Genomic DNA, 13,312 nt, shown 5'->3' on the forward strand with positions numbered 1-13,312 from the left:
CCCCCATTGTGCGCCAGTCCCGAGGGCCGCTAGACGATTTCCGTGTCAAGGGTTACGGGCCGGGCCGGGGGGCCTTCGTCGAGCAGCCTGCTCAGCAGCCCTGCGAGTCTGGTCGGATACACCGTCTCATGGGCCCGGGTCAGTTCCCGACACGTCCACCAGCGCGCTCCGGAAACGCTGCGCCGCTCCAGTTCGGTGAGGGTCGTCGCCCGGGGCTCCGTCCCGGACGCATCGGCCGTACGGGCCAGGTAGTACCACTCGTCCTGGTCCCAGCGGCGGCCGGCGAACGGGAAGGAGCACCTGCGCCGCCACAGCACCGGACCGAGTTCGACGTCGGTGATGCCGGTCTCCTCGGCGAGTTCCCGCAGTGCGGCCTCTTCCCGGGTCTCGTCGCCCTCCACGCCGCCGCCGGGCGTGAACCACCAGTCGTCGGCCGGGTCGTCCGGCTCGTGGCCGTGCAGCAGCAGGATGCGGTCCTCGGGATCGAGCAGCACCACCCGGGCGACCCTGCGCAGCCCGCCCTCGTGCGCGCCGCCGCCCGTGTCCGTCGTCTCAGCGGGCACCGGCGGACTCCGGACGGCTGCCGGCGCGGCCCCGGGCGGCACGCCTGGCGATCGGTCCGTAGGCGCCGCCGCCGAGGACGAGCACCGCACCGGCCACGATCAGCAGGCCGATCGTGCGCAGCGGCCCCGGCTCGGAGAGCGTGCCCAGCGCCTCGAAGCCGGTGGGGCGCTTGAGCATGCCGTCCATGGGCCATACGACGGCGTCCACGCGGGCCTTGACCGACCCGCGGGCGACCGTGCCACTGGCGGCGTCGGTGAGGTGGGCGGTGGAGTCCAGGGAACCCTGGCGTTCGTCGCCGAGCAGGAAGAGGCGGCCGTCGGGGACCTTCACCGTCGGGAAGTTCGTGATCTCGGCGAGGCTGCCCTCGGGCAGGTACGGTTCCTCGATCTGCTCGCCGTTGACGGTCAGCTTGCCGTCGGTGCAGCAGGAGACGGTGTCGCCGCCGACCGCGACGACCCGCTTGACGACGGGCGCGTTGCTCGCCCATGTCTTGTCGGTGAAGACGACGACGTCCCCGCGGCGGACCTCGTCGCCGTCCACGACCTGGGCGAGGACCCGGTCGCCGGCGGTGATGGTCGGCGACATGGAGCTGGTGGGCACGGTGTACGGCCGGTAGACGAGCGCCGCCCAGCCGAATCCGCCCAGGAACAGCGCGAGGCCCAGCGCGACGGCCACACCGGACAGCACGTGTCCGGTCCGCCCGCCCACCGGGCCACTGCTGGTGCCACCGCCGCCGTGCGGGGCCGTACGCGTCGTGCTCTCGCCACCCATGGATCGGCACCCTACCCGGCGGTACGAGTCCGGGTCAGCCCCTCGCTCCCGGCCGGGGGCGGGGCTTGGGAAAGGGTTTGCCGAGCGGGTCAGCGGGTCCCGGCCACCCCGGCGCGCCGACGGCGCCAGAGCACGACGGGCACGGCACCGGCCAGCGCGACGCCCTGCGGGGCGACGGTGAGAGCGGCCGAGGGGGCCGGGCCGGCCTGGAGACCCTGCTGGTCGAAGGTGTCCGGCACCGGCAGCGTGCCCCAGCGGTTGATCGGCCAGGCCTTGACGACGGCACGTCCGACGACCTGGTCGACGGGGACCATGCCGTGGTTCTTGTCGGACTGGTTGTAGCGGGAGTCGCGCGAGTTCTGGCGGTGGTCGCCCATCACCCAGATGAAGCCCTCGGGCACCTTCACCGTGAACTGGCCGCCCTGGTCGTCCATGCTGCAGGGGGTGTTGCCCGGGTACACGTACGGCTCGTTCAGCGCCTTGCCGTTGACCCTCAGCGGGCCGGTCTTGTTGCAGGAGACGGTGTCGCCGCCGACCCCGATCACCCGCTTGATCAGGTCCTTCTCCTCCACCGACGGCATCAGGCCGATCCAGCTGAGGAAGGTCTGGATCGCGTTCGGCTCGGCGGTGGGCTCGCCCGCGAGCCAGGCGTCCGGGTCGTGGAAGACGACGACCTCGCCGCGCTCGGGCTCGGAGCCGAACCACGGGGTGAGCTTGTCGACCAGGACGCGGTCGCCCTCCTGCAGGGTGTTCTGCATCGAGTCGGAGGGGATCGAGAACGCCTGCACCAGGAACGTCTTGATCAGCAGCGCGAGGACGAGCGCGATGCCGATCAGGATCGGCAGTTCCTTCCAGAACGAGCGCGGCTTCTTCGCCCTGGGGGCCCCGTCGCCGGAGCCCTGCCCCGTCCCGGGGGGCTGCCCGTCGCCGGGCCCGTCGTCCCCGGCCGCCGGGGAGTCACTCCCGGGGGTCACAGCGCCGTCCGCGGCCGGGCCGGCCTCGTCCACGGGGTGTCCGCGGTGCTCCTCGCCGTCGTGCCCGGACCGTGCGCCAACCGCCACATCCCCCACGCCAACTCCTCACTCTGTGCCGCTGCCTGCCCCACGTGCGGTGCAGGCCCACCACTCCCATAACGAGCGGGAGTTCCGCAGGGCTCGGGAGTCGGATCGTTCCGTTCGGATCCTCGTGGGCAACCCTATGCGACCCGTCGGACCGTGCGGCGGCCCCGGACGCCGAGTCGGTCACGGAGGAAAAGGTTTGCGGTTCCTTGAGGGAGTTCCAGTGGCCCAGCGGCCAGGCGATCACCATGGCGCGCCCCACCACGCCGTCCTCGGACACCGTGCCGCCGTAGTCCGTGTCCTGGTGGGACCGGGAGTCCGCGGAGTTCTCCCGGTGGTCGCCCATCACCCACAGGCGTCCTTCGGGAACGGTGATGTCGAAGGGCGTGAGCGAGGGGGCGTTGGCGGGGTGGAGGTAGTCCGCCTCGTTCAGGGGGACGCCGTTGACGGTGACGCGCCCTTGCGCGTCACAGCACTGGACGTGGTCGCCGCCCACGCCGACGACCCGCTTGATGAGGTCCTTCTCGTCGTCGGACGGCAGCAGACCGATGAAGGTGAGCCCTTCCTTGATCTGCTTGACGACGACGGGGTCGTCCTTCTTCGTGGTGGTCTGCTCGTCCTGCAGCCAGCCGCCGGGGTCCTTGAAGACGACGACGTCCCCGCGCTGCGGCTTGGAGCCGAACCACGGGGTGAACTTGTCGACCAGGACCCGGTCGCCGATCTGGATCGTCTGTTCCATGGAGCCGGACGGGATCACGAAGGCCTGCACCAGGAACGTCTTCAGGACGAGCGCGATCAGGACGGCGACCCCGACGAGCAGGGGGATCTCCCGGACGGCGCTGCGTCTGCGCTTGCGCTTGACCTTGCGCTGGAGCTTGCGCCGCTCGGCGCGCGTGCGGCCGCCGGCCGCGCCGGCGGCGCGCCGGACGCCGGTGGGCAGGAGGTTGTCCGCGGCGCTGTCGGACGCGCCGCGGGGCTTGCCGCGGTTACCCATGCGCGCCCGCCGGGTCCGGCTCGGTGCTCGCCTCCGGCACGCGCGCGTAGCCGCTCGGACGGTGCAGGCGGGTGAGGTGGGCGAAGGGCCAGGCGATCCAGTCGGCACGGCCGATCACGACGTCCACGGGGACCATGCCGCCGCCCGGCGAGCCGAGGTGGTCGCGGGAGTCGCGGGAGTCGCTGCGGTGGTCGCCGAGGACGAACAGGGTGCCCTCGGGCACGACCACGTCGAAGGGCACCGTGGACGGGCTGTCACCCGGGTACAGGAACGTCGACTCGTCGACCGGCCGGCCGTTCACCTGGATCCTCCCCTCCTCGTCGCAGCAGACCACGCGGTCTTCCCCCACACCCACAACGCGCTTGATGTAGTCGGCGTGCCCGAAGTACCCGGTGCCGTCGAACACGACGACGTCGCCGCGTCGCGGCTCGGCACCGAAACGGTACGCCAACCTATTTACGAGAACGCGGTCGCCGATCCTCAATCCGTTCTCCATGGATCCGCTGGGAATCTGGAACGGTTTCACCACGAAGAAGTTGAGGAGCAGCAGGAACAGCAGGCAGATCACCAGCGTGAGACTGATCCGGCCGCCCGGCAGCCAGTCCGCCGTGCGCCCCGTGAACGCGAAACGCGACCGGCCCTCCGGTCCCTCCGGGTCCGGGATCGCTCCGGGATCGGAAGGGCGGGAGGAGCGGTCGCGCTCCGTCGGCTGAGCTTCGGTGTCCATCGGAGCCAGATGTTATCCGGCCCCGTCATGAACTCCTGAAGGCGCTCAGTTGTCGCGCTTCTCCTTGATCTTCGCGGCCTTGCCGCGCAGCTCACGGAGGTAGTAGAGCTTGGCGCGACGCACGTCACCGCGGGTGACCAGCTCGATCTTCTCGACGATCGGGGTGTGCACCGGGAAGGTGCGCTCGACGCCGACGGAGAAGGAGACCTTGCGGACCGTGAAGGTCTCGCGGACACCGGCGCCCTGGCGGCGGATGACCACGCCCTTGAACTGCTGCACACGGGAGCGGTTGCCCTCGATGACGCGGACGTGGACGTTGACGGTGTCACCCGGGCGGAAGGCCGGGACGTCGCTGCGCAGCGACGCGGAGTCGACGGTGTCGAGCAGGTGAGACATTTCGTCTGCTTTCCTCGTTGATGCCACAGGTCATCAACGGAAACTAGGAGTTCTGAAAGGGGAGTGGCACGCGTCGGGGCGGGCGTCGTGTCCCCCCGTGGCAGGGGCGCACACCGGACTGCGCACAACAGCGACCTATTGTTCCACGCCGTCGGTCCTGCGCCAAAATCGGCCGTACGGCTCGCCCTCGGGGTCGGGTGACCAGCCGAGGATGGAGAGCATCTCGCGGTCCTTCTTGTCGAAGGCCCGGGGATCGCAGCGCGCGATCAGGTCGGGCCGGTTGGCCGTCGTGCGCCGCAGTGCCTCGTCCCGGCGCCAGCGCGCGATCTTTCCGTGGTGGCCGCTGAGGAGCACCTCGGGGATCTCCCGGCCGCGCCAGGCGGGCGGCTTGGTGTAGACGGGGCCTTCCAGGAGGGAGGCCATGGCGCCGGGCGCGAAGGAGTCGTCGCGGTGGGACTCGGCGTTGCCCAGCACACCGGGGAGCAGCCTGGCCACGGCCTCCGTGACGACCAGGACGGCCGCCTCGCCGCCGGCCAGCACGTAGTCGCCGATGGAGACCTCGTAGACGGGGATCCGGGTGGCGTACTCGTCGATGACGCGCCGGTCGATGCCCTCGTAGCGGGCCGGGGTGAAGATCAGCCAGGGCCGCTCGGAGAGTTCGACGGCGAGTTCCTGGGTGAAGGGGCGGCCGCTCGGGGTGGGGACGACGAGCGCGGGGGCGTGCGCGCCCCGCTCGTAGCCGTCGGCGAGGACGGTGTCGAGTGCGTCACCCCACGGCTCGGTCTTCATGACCATGCCGGGGCCGCCGCCGTAAGGGGTGTCGTCGACGGTGTTGTGGCGGTCGTACGTCCACTGCCGCAGGTCGTGCACCTGGACGTTCAGCTGTCCACGCGCGCGTGCCTTGCCGACCAGGGAGACGTTCAGCGGGTCGAGGTACTCGGGGAAGATCGTGACGACGTCGAGGCGCATCAGGAGCCGTCCCCGGCCCCGTCGGCGTTCCCCGGCGCCTTTTCGTCCGCGTCCGTGTTCCCGTCCGCGTCCGTGTTCCCGTCCCGTGCGGAGGCGATCTCGGCGCGGTCGTCGATCAGGCCGGGCGGCGGGTCGATGACCGCCCGCTGCTCCTCCAGGTCGATCTCGACGACGATCGCCTCGACGAAGGGGATCATCACCTCGCTCCCGTCGGCCCGCTCGACGATGAAGAGGTCCTGGGAGGGCAGGTGCGAGATCTCCGTGATGCGGCCGACCTCGACGCCGTCCTTCGTCACCACGTCCAGGTCCATGAGCTGGTGGTCGTAGTACTCGTCCTCCTCCTCGGGGAGCTCGCCGGGGTCCACCTCGGCGATCAGGAGGACGTTGCGCAGGGCCTCGGCCGCCGTGCGGTCGGCGACCCCCGCGAAGCGCAGGAGGAGACGGCCGCTGTGCACCCGGCCGGTCTCGATCGTGAGCGGACCCTTGGCGGCGGGGTCCGTCGCCAGTACGGCACCGGGGGCGAGCCGCAGTTCCGGCTCGTCGGTGCGGACCTCCACGGTGACCTCGCCCTTGATGCCGTGGGCGCGGCCGATCCGTGCGACTACGAGCTGCACTGTCGAAGATCTCCTGTCGTACCTGTCGTGCCTGTCGTGCCTGTCATGCCCGGCGTTCGTGTGCGCCCGCCGTAACGACTGCGGGCCGGGGACGGCCCAGTGGCCCTCCCCGGCCCGAGCCGGTGCTGCTGATGCGTCAGCGGACGTGGTCGACGTCGACGAGGTCGACGCGGACACCGCGGCCGCCGATGGCGCCCACGACGGTGCGCAGGGCGCGTGCGGTGCGGCCGTTGCGGCCGATCACCTTGCCGAGGTCGTCCGGGTGGACCCGGACCTCGAGCACCCGCCCGCGGCGCAGGTCGCGCGAGGCGACCTGCACGTCGTCAGGGTTGTCGACGATGCCCTTCACGAGGTGCTCAAGCGCCTCTTCGAGCATGCTGCTCAGGCCTCGGTCGACTCGGACTCAGCCGCGGCCTCGTCCTTCTTCTCAGCCTTCTTCTTCTGGGTGATGGCCTCACCCTTGCCCGTGTCGTCGCCACCGAGGGACTCGAACGACGGACGCGCCTTCTTCGGCTCGGCGACGAGCAGCGGAGCCGGGGCGGGCTCGCCCTTGAACTTCTGCCAGTCGCCGGTCTTCTTCAGGATGGCGAGGACGGGCTCGGTCGGCTGCGCGCCGACACCCAGCCAGTAGGCCACGCGGTCGGCGTCGACCTCGATGACCGACGGGTGGTACGTCGGGTGGTACTTGCCGATCTCCTCGATCGCACGACCGTCACGACGGGTACGGGAGTCGGCGACGACGATGCGGTAGTGAGGCGCACGGATCTTGCCCAGACGCTTCAGCTTGATCTTGACTGCCACGGGAGTGAGTTCTCCTGGATTGACGTGGTTGGGCACGGCGAGACTGCCGCGTGGGGTTGCGGTACCCGAGTGCCCGACGGACGCGTCAGCCGGAGGAGAGAGGGGTCCTGTGCGGCTGTCGAGTACAGCTGACCATTCTGCCACACCTCGCGGGCCCTCCTGAGCCGCGGGTGCGCCGGGGCATGCCGCAGGAGCACCCGGCGCGGCGCCTCGGCCGCCGTACGGCGGCCCTGCGCCGGATGTGCGTGGGGGCCCGCGGGGGAGCCGTCGGATGACGGCTCCCCCGCGGACGCCCGTCGAACCGGCAGCCACGAGATGCCGGTGCGTCCGCGCCCGCGGTTACGCCGCGCCCATGACCTCCGGGATGCGGAACGGCTTGCCGCAGCCGCCGCACACGATCGGGGCCTGGGCCAGGACCGACGGAACGACCCGGACGTTGCGTCCGCAGTCGCAGACGGCCTTGACGCGGACGCCGCCGCCGGAGGAGCCGTGCCGGGCGGCCGGGCCGCGGAAGGCACGGGTCGTCTCGGCGGTGGTGGCGGCCACGTGGGCCTTGAGGGCCCGCTGGAGGCGCTCGATCGTCGGGCGGTAGCGCCGCTTGGCCTCGGGATTGAGGACCACCAGCGAGAAGCCGCTGCTGGGATGCGGTTCCTCCGGATGGTCCAGGCCCAGCTCCTCGGCGATCGCGAGGAACCGGCGGTTGTGGTAGCGGCCGGCGCGGGAGGTGTCGCGAACCCCGCGGGCGGCGGCGATGCCGTGGACTGCCTCATGGAGCAGTCGCTCGAAGGAGAGCTCGTGACCGCAGGCGGACGACGACTCCCCGATCAGTGACTCTGGCGCGGCAAGGTCCGGCAGTTCGGGGTGGTACCGCTGAATGTCGGCCCACGCCTGTGCCAGCTCTGCGGCGAGAACAGGTGGTGTCTGTGTCGTGCTCACGTAATGACAACGAGCGGGGGTGCCGCTGTGTTCCGATTACGGGGCATCCCAAATAATTTGCACGTACCCGTCAGTTGCCCCTGATGCGCCCCGACGAGGGCGGGTGCGTCGATCTGCGGAGAAGCCTCACAGCTCCTACCAAGCCGGTGCGTAGCCCCACGTACGCCCCTCATCCGCTGTCATGTCCACGGTTGAGGGGGTGTCCGGTCGGGCGCAGGAGACGTTTCGGTCGTTCCCGGGGCGGAGGGCGCCGGTTCGGCGGGCGCGGGTGACGACGGCGACGTTACCGGGCGCGCCCCCGGCCCCGGGCACCGGCCCGCCCCTTGTGACCGGACGCCGTACGGTCACCGCGGGATCCTCCGGCTCCCCGCCGTCGCGGGTCGTCCCGGCCGGATCACCGTGGCGCCGCGCACCGGCCCGCCGTCGGCCGGCCCTCCTCGGCGACCGGCCCCTGGCACCGGCGGGGGATCGTCCTCCCGCGGAGCGAGGACGGGTGCCTCCGCCATGGCGCGATGGTACGGGTCCACGTTGCCGGGACGTGAAATCCCGCCACCCGCGCGGGCGGCGCGCAAGCGGGCCTCCGCGACCCCTGGACGCGGGGGCGAGTCGGGAGTTACCTGGCACACGGGAGGGAGTGCGGGCGCACTGACGGGGGCCACCCGAACGAGTACTGCGGCAAACTCTCGGCGGATTGGGGCACTTATCCATGACACCTACGCTCGTGCGGGAGCATCTGCCTCAGGCGGGGCCCGCGCTCCGCGTCGACCGCGGTGCACGCGCGCGTGACTGGTCCGAGATCCAGGAGCGGATGCTGGTTCCGCTCTACGAGGCCGTCTACGAGCGACTGGGAGTGGGGTCCGGCACCCGTCTCCTGGGCCTCGGCTGCGGTTCCGGGCTGGCCCTGCTGATGGCGGCCTCCAGGGGCGCGGTCCTCACCGGCGTCGAGAGCCGGTCCCCGGAGCGGCTGGCCCTCGCCCGGCAGCGGCTGACTCCGGAGGCGGGCAGCACGCGCGCGGGGGACGGTACGCGCGCGGTGGAGGGTACGCGCGCGGTGGAGGGCACACGGCTCGTGGCCGGCCCGCCCGGCGACGCGGTCGGCCCGGCCGACGCGCAGCGGCCCCCGTACAACCTGGTGACCGCCTTCGAGCCCGTCGGATGCCTCGCGGGCGACGCGGAGGGGCTCGGCGAACTGCTCGCGGCCGCCACGCCGCTGGCCGAGCGCGGGGCGCCCGTGGTGCTGGTGGGCTGGGGTCCGCCGGAGCGCTGCGCGACCTCGTCCGTGCTGCGGGTCGCCACCAGGCTGGCCGATCCGCTGCGGGCGGCGGGCAGCTGGCGCCCGGCGCTGCGCGACGACCTGGAGGAGGTCGCCCAGCGGGCCGGGCTGCGGCCCGACGGCTCCGGCCGGGTGGCCTGCCCGTTCGGGTACGCGGGCGTGGACAGCGCGCTCAAGGGCCTGTTGTCCACGGGCCTGTTCGACGCGGCGGTCTCCGCGACGGACCGGGCGCAGGTGGACAAGGAGGTGACGGAGGCGCTCCATCCCTACCGGCGCGCGGACGGCACGGTGTGGATGCCGAACGTGTTCCGGTACCTGATCGCCCGGGTCGTCTGAGACGCCGCGTCCCGGGTCCCGCGCCCGAGACCTCGCTCCTGAGGCCCCGATCCTGAGGCCCCGCCTCCGCCGGACGCGCGGGCCCCCCGCGGGCGCCGGGCGCTACGTCTCGGTGTCCTTGGCCGGCCTGGTGATGCCCGCGATGCGGTACGCGTCCGCCTCGTCCAGCGTCTCGTTCTCCAGCAGCGCCCGGGCGAGGGCGTCCAACTGGCCCCGGTGGTCGCGGAGTTTGCGGCAGGCCTCCTCGTAGCACTCGTCGACGACGCGCCGCATCTCGTCGTCGATGGAGTCGAGGGTCTGCGGTGCGGCGGAGAGCCCGTAGGCCTGCTGGGCGTCGCCGGGCAGGGCCGACATGCGGCCGACGCGCTCGCTCATGCCCCAGCGGCCGACCATGCCGCGCACGATGTTGGTGACCTGTTCCAGGTCGTTCTCGGAACCGGTCGTGATCATGTCGTAGACGACGTGCTCGGCCGCCATGCCGCCGAGCGCGCCGATGACCCGGCCGCGCAGGTACTCCTCCGTGTACGCGTACCGGTCGGCGTCCGGCGTCGACAGGGTCACGCCGAGGGCGCGGCCGCGCGGCACGATGGTGATCTTGCGTACCGGGTCGGCGCCGGGCTGGAGCATTCCCAGCAGGGCGTGCCCGCTCTCGTGGTACGCCGTCCTGCGCCGCTCCTCCTCGGGCATCACCAGGGAGCGTTCCGCGCCGAGCTGCACCTTCTCCAGCGCCTCCGACAGGTCGCTCCGGGTCACCCGGTCCTGTCCCCGCTTGACGGCGAGCAGCGCCGCCTCGTTGGCGAGGTTGGCCAGTTCGGCGCCGGTCATGCCCGGGGTCGTACGGGCCACCTGGGCGAGGTCGACGTCCCCGGCGAGCGGGATCTCCCGGGTGTGGATCGCGAGGATCGCCTCACGGCCGCCGCGGTCGGGGGGCGAGACGTTGACGATCCGGTCGAAGCGGCCCGGCCGGGTCAGGGCCGGGTCCAGGATGTCGGCGCGGTTGGTGGCGGCGAGGACGATCACGCCCTCGGAGCCGGAGAAGCCGTCCATCTCGGTCAGGATCTGGTTGAGGGTCTGCTCGCGCTCGTCGTGACCGCCCATGGCCGAGCCGCCGCCGCGGGCCCGCCCGATGGTGTCGATCTCGTCGATGAAGATGATCGACGGGGCGACCTTGCGGGCCTCCGCGAACAGCTCCCGCACCCGGGAGGCGCCGACGCCCACGATCATCTCGATGAACTCGGACGCGGACGCGGAGAAGAACGGCACCCCCGCCTCCCCGGCCACCGCCCGCGCGAGCAGTGTCTTGCCGGTGCCGGGCGGGCCGGCGAGCAGCACGCCGCGGGGCATCTTGGCGCCCATCCTGCGGTAGGCGTCGGGGTTCTTCAGGAAGTCGACGACATCGCTCAGCTCGCCCGCGACCTCGTCGATGCCGGCCACGTCGTCGAAGGTCGTCCGCTCCTGCCCCGGCTCCAGTTCGACCGGCCGGGGCGGTGCCTTGCGGCCCAGCATGCCGCCCGCCCCGCCGAAGCCCGAGCGCATCCGCCGGGCGATGAACACCCACACGGCGACGAGCAGCACCATCGGGGCGAGCGCGATCAGCAGATTGGCCAGAAGACTGCGCTGGCGGACGACCGGCTCGGCGGTGACGGTGACGTCGTTCTCGGTCAGGTGTTCCCAGAGCCGGTCGTCCGCGAAGGTCGGACGCTCGGTGCGGAACTTGGTGTACGTGCCGTCACCCTCCGGTTTGTCCCGCCCCTTCCTGAGCTGTCCCTGGATCGCGTCGCCCTTGGCGTAGATCTTGCTGACGTTGCCGGCGTCGACCTGCTTGCTGAACTCGGTGTAGGAGATCGTCGGCTCGTCGCCCTTGTTGTAGAGGGAGAGCACGAGCAGCGCGATCAGGAAGACGACCAGCGCGGCGAGGATCAGGCTCCACCAGCCGCCGCGCACCCGTCGTCCGCCCGGCGGCGGCTTCGGCTGCTCCTCCGGGGCGCCCTCGGTGCGCCAGGGCTTGTCGGACGACTTCCGTGGCGGGGCGGAGTTGGTCATATCGGGACGTTACGACACGCCGGACCCGTCAGCACCCGCGGAGGACGCGAACCCGCGGAGAACACGGACCGGAACGACGGGAGCGACTGGAGCGACGGGAACGACGAGGCCGACGAGGCCGACGAGAACACGGAGGAGAACGTGAAGGGGCGCCCGCCCCGGCACGAGGGGCACGCGAAGGGGGCACCCCCAAGGAGGGGTGCCCCCGACGTCGTACGGCCGTGATCAGCCCATGAACTTCTTGAACTCGTCGGGGAGCTCGAAGTCCTGGCCGGCCTGCTGGCCCGGCAGGCCGAGGGCGCCGCCCTGGGCCCCGGCGGCCCTGCGGGCGGCCTCCTCCTGCTCCTGCTGCCTGCGCTTCATCGGGTTGCCGGAGCGCTGCTTGCCCTTGGCCTTCTTGGGCTGCTTCCGGGCGCGGCCGGGACCGCCGCCCATGCCCGGCATCCCCGGCATGCCCGGCATCCCGCCGCCCTGGGCCATGCGGGACATCATCTTGCGGGCCTCGAAGAACCGCTCGACCAGCCCCTTCACGGCGCTGACCTCGACACCGGAGCCCTTGGCGATACGGGCGCGGCGCGAGCCGTTGATGATCGTCGGGTCCTGGCGCTCGCCCGGCGTCATGGACTTGATGATCGCGGCCGTACGGTCGACGTCGCGCTCGTCGATGTTCTGGATCTGGTCCTTGATCTGGCCCATGCCCGGCAGCATGCCGAGCAGCTTGGAGATCGACCCCATCTTCCTGACCTGTTCCATCTGGGACAGGAAGTCGTCCAGGGTGAAGTCCTGGCCCTTCTTGGACGCCAGCTTGGAGGCCATCTTCTCGGCCTCTTCCTGGCTGAACGTCTTCTCCGCCTGCTCGATCAGGGTGAGCAGGTCACCCATGTCGAGGATGCGGGAGGCCATCCGGTCAGGGTGGAACGCGTCGAAGTCGTCGAGCTTCTCGCCGTTCGACGCGAACATGATCGGCTTGCCGGTGATCTGCCGGATCGACAGGGCGGCACCACCGCGGGCGTCGCCGTCGAGCTTGGAGAGCACCACGCCGTCGAAGCCGACGCCGTCGCGGAAGGCCTCGGCGGTGTTGACGGCGTCCTGGCCGATCATCGCGTCGACGACGAAGAGGATCTCGTCGGGCGAGACCGCGTCGCGGATGTCCGCCGCCTGCTGCATCAGCTCGGCGTCGATGCCGAGGCGGCCGGCGGTGTCCACGATCACGATGTCGTGGACCTTGGACTTCGCGAAGTCGATGGAGTCCTTGGCGACCTGGACCGGATCGCCGACGCCGTTGCCCGGCTGCGGCGCGTAGACGGCCACGCCGGCCCGCTCGGCGACGACGCTGAGCTGGTTGACGGCGTTGGGGCGCTGGAGGTCGGCGGCGACGAGCAGCGGCGAGTGCCCCTGCTCCTTCAGCCAGCGGCCGAGCTTGCCCGCCAGGGTGGTCTTGCCCGCGCCCTGGAGGCCGGCCAGCATGATCACGGTGGGCGGGTTCTTGGCGAAGCGCAGGCGCCGGGTCTCACCGCCGAGAATGGTGACGAGCTCGTCGTTGACGATCTTGAGAACCTGCTGGGCGGGGTTCAGCGCCTTGGAGACCTCGGCGCCGAGGGCCCTTTCCTTGACGTTCTTGATGAACGACCGGACGACCGGCAGGGCCACGTCGGCTTCAAGGAGCGCGATACGGATCTCGCGCGCCGTGGCGTCGATGTCCGCCTCGGACAACCTGCCTTTGCCGCGGAGGTTTTTGAAAGTCGCGCTGAGGCGGTCGGAGAGGGTATCGAACACGGTGGCGTCGGTCCTCGGAGTCGTGGGCGGATCTGGGCTGCCCTCCAGAGTATC

14 protein-coding genes are annotated in these 13,312 nt (G+C 71.4%); 1 reads left to right on the plus strand and 13 read right to left on the minus strand.

Translation table 11 applies throughout. From position 1 onward, the window contains the following. Positions 1-29 precede the first annotated feature (29 nt). The 11 genes from ACF09K_RS00535 to ACF09K_RS00585 all read right to left on the minus strand — a co-directional run bounded on the left by ACF09K_RS00535 (position 30) and on the right by ACF09K_RS00585 (position 7,830). Positions 30-563, minus strand: a complete 534-nt coding sequence (locus ACF09K_RS00535) for an NUDIX hydrolase (protein ID WP_392240287.1) — start codon at positions 561-563, stop codon at positions 30-32. After that, complete coding sequence (gene lepB, locus ACF09K_RS00540) at positions 553-1,335, minus strand: signal peptidase I (RefSeq protein ID WP_392240288.1); 783 nt, start codon at positions 1,333-1,335, stop codon at positions 553-555. The genes ACF09K_RS00535 and lepB (ACF09K_RS00540) overlap by 11 nt, the downstream gene beginning before the upstream one ends. An 89-nt stretch (positions 1,336-1,424) precedes the next feature. Continuing rightward, positions 1,425-2,405 carry a signal peptidase I gene (gene lepB / locus ACF09K_RS00545; protein WP_392240289.1) on the minus strand — a complete coding sequence of 327 codons (981 nt, stop codon included), beginning with the start codon at positions 2,403-2,405 and terminating at the stop codon, positions 1,425-1,427. Next, positions 2,293-3,387 (minus strand): signal peptidase I, encoded by a 1,095-nt coding sequence (gene lepB / locus ACF09K_RS00550; protein ID WP_392240290.1) that lies wholly within the window; start codon positions 3,385-3,387, stop codon positions 2,293-2,295. The genes lepB (ACF09K_RS00545) and lepB (ACF09K_RS00550) overlap by 113 nt, the downstream gene beginning before the upstream one ends. Further along, positions 3,380-4,114 carry a signal peptidase I gene (lepB, locus tag ACF09K_RS00555; protein WP_392240291.1) on the minus strand — a complete coding sequence of 245 codons (735 nt, stop codon included), beginning with the start codon at positions 4,112-4,114 and terminating at the stop codon, positions 3,380-3,382. The genes lepB (ACF09K_RS00550) and lepB (ACF09K_RS00555) overlap by 8 nt, the downstream gene beginning before the upstream one ends. A 45-nt stretch (positions 4,115-4,159) precedes the next feature. Further along, on the minus strand, positions 4,160-4,510 hold the full coding sequence (gene rplS / locus ACF09K_RS00560) for a 50S ribosomal protein L19 (protein ID WP_010353847.1): 351 nt from the start codon (positions 4,508-4,510) through the stop codon (positions 4,160-4,162). A 135-nt stretch (positions 4,511-4,645) separates the two neighbouring features. After that, positions 4,646-5,479: a tRNA (guanosine(37)-N1)-methyltransferase TrmD gene (gene trmD / locus ACF09K_RS00565; RefSeq protein ID WP_392240292.1), complete on the minus strand. Its 834-nt coding sequence runs from the start codon at positions 5,477-5,479 to the stop codon at positions 4,646-4,648. Continuing rightward, positions 5,479-6,093, minus strand: a complete 615-nt coding sequence (gene rimM, locus ACF09K_RS00570; RefSeq protein WP_392240293.1) for a ribosome maturation factor RimM — start codon at positions 6,091-6,093, stop codon at positions 5,479-5,481. The genes trmD and rimM overlap by 1 nt, the downstream gene beginning before the upstream one ends. A gap of 136 nt (positions 6,094-6,229) precedes the next feature. Next, on the minus strand, positions 6,230-6,469 hold the full coding sequence (locus tag ACF09K_RS00575; protein ID WP_005479813.1) for an RNA-binding protein: 240 nt from the start codon (positions 6,467-6,469) through the stop codon (positions 6,230-6,232). A 5-nt stretch (positions 6,470-6,474) separates the two neighbouring features. Continuing rightward, positions 6,475-6,894, minus strand: coding sequence for a 30S ribosomal protein S16 (gene rpsP / locus ACF09K_RS00580; RefSeq protein WP_392240294.1), 420 nt, complete (start codon positions 6,892-6,894; stop codon positions 6,475-6,477). Between the two features lie 339 nt (positions 6,895-7,233). Continuing rightward, positions 7,234-7,830: a hypothetical protein gene (locus ACF09K_RS00585; RefSeq protein WP_392240295.1), complete on the minus strand. Its 597-nt coding sequence runs from the start codon at positions 7,828-7,830 to the stop codon at positions 7,234-7,236. Between the two features lie 706 nt (positions 7,831-8,536). Here ACF09K_RS00585 and ACF09K_RS00590 point away from each other — a divergent pair. Continuing rightward, positions 8,537-9,439, plus strand: a complete 903-nt coding sequence (locus tag ACF09K_RS00590; RefSeq protein WP_392240296.1) for an SAM-dependent methyltransferase — start codon at positions 8,537-8,539, stop codon at positions 9,437-9,439. Positions 9,440-9,541: 102 nt separating this feature from the next. On the opposite strand, the gene ftsH is transcribed toward ACF09K_RS00590, so the two are convergent. Next, on the minus strand, positions 9,542-11,482 hold the full coding sequence (gene ftsH / locus ACF09K_RS00595) for an ATP-dependent zinc metalloprotease FtsH (RefSeq protein ID WP_392240297.1): 1,941 nt from the start codon (positions 11,480-11,482) through the stop codon (positions 9,542-9,544). 225 nt (positions 11,483-11,707) lie between these two features. Next, a complete protein-coding gene (gene ffh, locus ACF09K_RS00600; protein ID WP_392240298.1) occupies positions 11,708-13,258 on the minus strand; it encodes a signal recognition particle protein in 1,551 nt (516 codons plus the stop codon). Positions 13,259-13,312 lie beyond the last annotated feature (54 nt).

Origin of the sequence: Streptomyces sp. NPDC014882, assembly GCF_043081325.1 — a bacterium.
GTDB lineage: Bacteria > Actinomycetota > Actinomycetes > Streptomycetales > Streptomycetaceae > Streptomyces.

What these genes read in the sequence shown, in the direction of transcription:
- ACF09K_RS00575 (WP_005479813.1), bottom strand. Translation starts at nt 6,469, where the DNA reads ATGCTCGAAGAGGCGCTTGAGCACCTCGTGAAGGGCATCGTCGACAAC.
- trmD (WP_392240292.1), bottom strand. Translation starts at nt 5,479, where the DNA reads ATGCGCCTCGACGTCGTCACGATCTTCCCCGAGTACCTCGACCCGCTG.
- ACF09K_RS00590 (WP_392240296.1), top strand. Translation starts at nt 8,537, where the DNA reads ATGACACCTACGCTCGTGCGGGAGCATCTGCCTCAGGCGGGGCCCGCG.
- rplS (WP_010353847.1), bottom strand. Translation starts at nt 4,510, where the DNA reads ATGTCTCACCTGCTCGACACCGTCGACTCCGCGTCGCTGCGCAGCGAC.
- lepB (WP_392240288.1), bottom strand. Translation starts at nt 1,335, where the DNA reads ATGGGTGGCGAGAGCACGACGCGTACGGCCCCGCACGGCGGCGGTGGC.
- lepB (WP_392240291.1), bottom strand. Translation starts at nt 4,114, where the DNA reads ATGGACACCGAAGCTCAGCCGACGGAGCGCGACCGCTCCTCCCGCCCT.
- ftsH (WP_392240297.1), bottom strand. Translation starts at nt 11,482, where the DNA reads ATGACCAACTCCGCCCCGCCACGGAAGTCGTCCGACAAGCCCTGGCGC.
- lepB (WP_392240290.1), bottom strand. Translation starts at nt 3,387, where the DNA reads ATGGGTAACCGCGGCAAGCCCCGCGGCGCGTCCGACAGCGCCGCGGAC.